This window comes from Pseudomonas sp. 05T35 (assembly GCF_056396605.1).
The window spans coordinates 1-1,879 of record NZ_JBFTLU010000637.1; the positions used below are offsets into that span (position 1 = coordinate 1).

Here is a 1,879-nt window from a genome sequence, read left to right on the forward strand (position 1 = left end):
GCCCTCGACGAGTCAGGGTGCGCAGGCGTGCGACCAGTTCGGCGAACGAAAAGGGTTTGATCAGGTAGTCGTCGGCCCCCAGCTCCAGGCCTTTGATTCGGTCGGCGATGTCATCGCGCGCGGTCAGGAACAGTACTGGTGTGTCGGCTTCCTTGCGCAGGCGGCGCAGTACTTCCCAGCCGTCCATTTTCGGCATCATCACATCCAGCACGATGACGTCGAAAGGCGTTTCCAGGGCCAGGTATAAGCCCTCGACGCCATCGCGGGCCAGGCTGACGGAGTATCCCTGCTCCTGCAGACCATTGAGTAAGTAATTGCCCGCCTTGGGCTCGTCTTCCACGACAAGGATGTTCATGAGAATGACCTTGGTTCGGTGTCGGCCTTCAACCCAAAGGAACGGGCCTGAACGCCGAGAGCAGGTCGCGCAATTTTAGCCCAATCATCAGGTTTTGTTGCGTATTGCCTGCTCCAGGACAGTCATGTGCATACAGCATCCCATCAGTTTCCGTTGGTGCAACGTCCTTGAACCGAATAGTCCAGCACATGTTCCCGACCCTGATGATCCAGGTAATCGAGACGGGCCGGAGTGACGTCACATTGGTCCGAGATCTCAGTCGTGGACAGGACTTTCGCAACGTCCAGGTGGACGAAGAAACCGGTCCTGTCGTGGATCACCGCCGAAGTGTCGCTGGTACCGGCGAAGGCTGAGCCGGTGGCGAGGAGGGTGGCGAGTCCGAGCGTTAACAGTTTCATGGCAGTATCTCCTTGCCTGAAGTGGGCTGCCTGTTGTTTGGCAGTGAGTTCACGGTAACAAGGCAACTCCAACAGCTGACGAACAGGGCCATTACAAAGTTGTAATGCAAGGGCGGGTTGCTTGAGGCGATTGAAGCGAGAACTTGCATCGAGAACTATCCTTACCTCTCCAGAGGAGGATGGCGATGAAGTACATGATCAGCTGGTTCGAACGGCCACAAGGTTCGCCTGCGGAGTACGAGAGTGCGCAGAAGCGGATCCTGGAGGTGTTCGGTCAATGGAAAGCCCCGGACAATTTCAAGATCGAGGTGTTTGTCGTGCGCGTGGGCGAGTGGGGCGGGCACATGCTGGTGGACTGCGACGATCCGCTGGCGGTTCACAAGGTTTGTTCGACGTTTCCTGCATTCGAGTTCCAGGCACGCCCTGTGGTTGCCGTCGAGGACGCGGTCCGGGTCGAACTCGAAGCAATCGCCTGGCGCGATGGTCTGAAACCCCAGTGATGCAGATTATCCCGGTGCTATCGAAGAGCGGGCGCATCGCCCGCTGAGCCTTGTTGAATGAACCGATCAATCAACCACTTCGCGGCGGGGCCTGGTGGCAGGTCCGTGCGATAGATGGCGTCGAAGGTGTACATCCCGCTTTTGTATTCCGGCATTTTCAGGTGGACGAGTCGGCCAGTATCCAGATCTTCCCGAACCATCGTGATCGGCATGTTCCCCCAGCCAATGCCTTCACGCAGCAACATGTGTTTAGCCCCGAGGTCGGCCAGCCTCCAGGTACGGGTACTGAGGACTGCGAAATCCTTGTTTTTTGTCAGGAGCGAACGGTCGGACAGCACAAGCTGGATGAACTCGCGTCCAGCACCTGGAATATTCAACCCGCTTGAAGCCAGTGGATGATTGGGGGCTGCCACCGGAATCAGCTCAACACTGCCGACCGCAATTCTTTCGATACCATCAATCCCCTCATTCATCGGGCCACTGACGCCGACGGACGCGCCGCCGTTGATCACCAGTTGAGTGACTGCGCCGAGCGCCTCCATATGCAAGTGGAGTGCAACCGTAGGAAATTCCTCTCGAAATGATTTGAGTGCGTCCACCACGCGCTCAGCGGGAAGCATCACATC

4 protein-coding genes are annotated in these 1,879 nt (G+C 57.5%); 1 reads left to right on the forward strand and 3 read right to left on the reverse strand.

All coding sequences use genetic code 11. The features are described 5' to 3' along the window. Both AC1DH9_RS28265 and AC1DH9_RS28270 read right to left on the reverse strand, forming a co-directional pair. The coding region (locus tag AC1DH9_RS28265; protein ID WP_477809244.1) for a response regulator transcription factor at positions 1–355 on the reverse strand (355 nt) is incomplete at its 3' end. 143 nt (positions 356–498) lie between these two features. Then, positions 499–753 (reverse strand): DUF2790 domain-containing protein, encoded by a 255-nt coding sequence (locus AC1DH9_RS28270; protein WP_427544986.1) that lies wholly within the window; start codon positions 751–753, stop codon positions 499–501. A 185-nt stretch (positions 754–938) separates the two neighbouring features. Here AC1DH9_RS28270 and AC1DH9_RS28275 point away from each other — a divergent pair, with 185 nt between their 5' ends. Then, complete coding sequence (locus AC1DH9_RS28275; RefSeq protein WP_103315934.1) at positions 939–1,253, forward strand: DUF3303 domain-containing protein; 315 nt, start codon at positions 939–941, stop codon at positions 1,251–1,253. Positions 1,254–1,270: 17 nt separating this feature from the next. Here AC1DH9_RS28275 and AC1DH9_RS28280 read toward each other — a convergent pair. After that, positions 1,271–1,879, reverse strand: a 609-nt coding sequence (locus AC1DH9_RS28280) for a substrate-binding domain-containing protein (RefSeq protein ID WP_477809245.1), incomplete at its 5' end; no start/stop codon positions are given.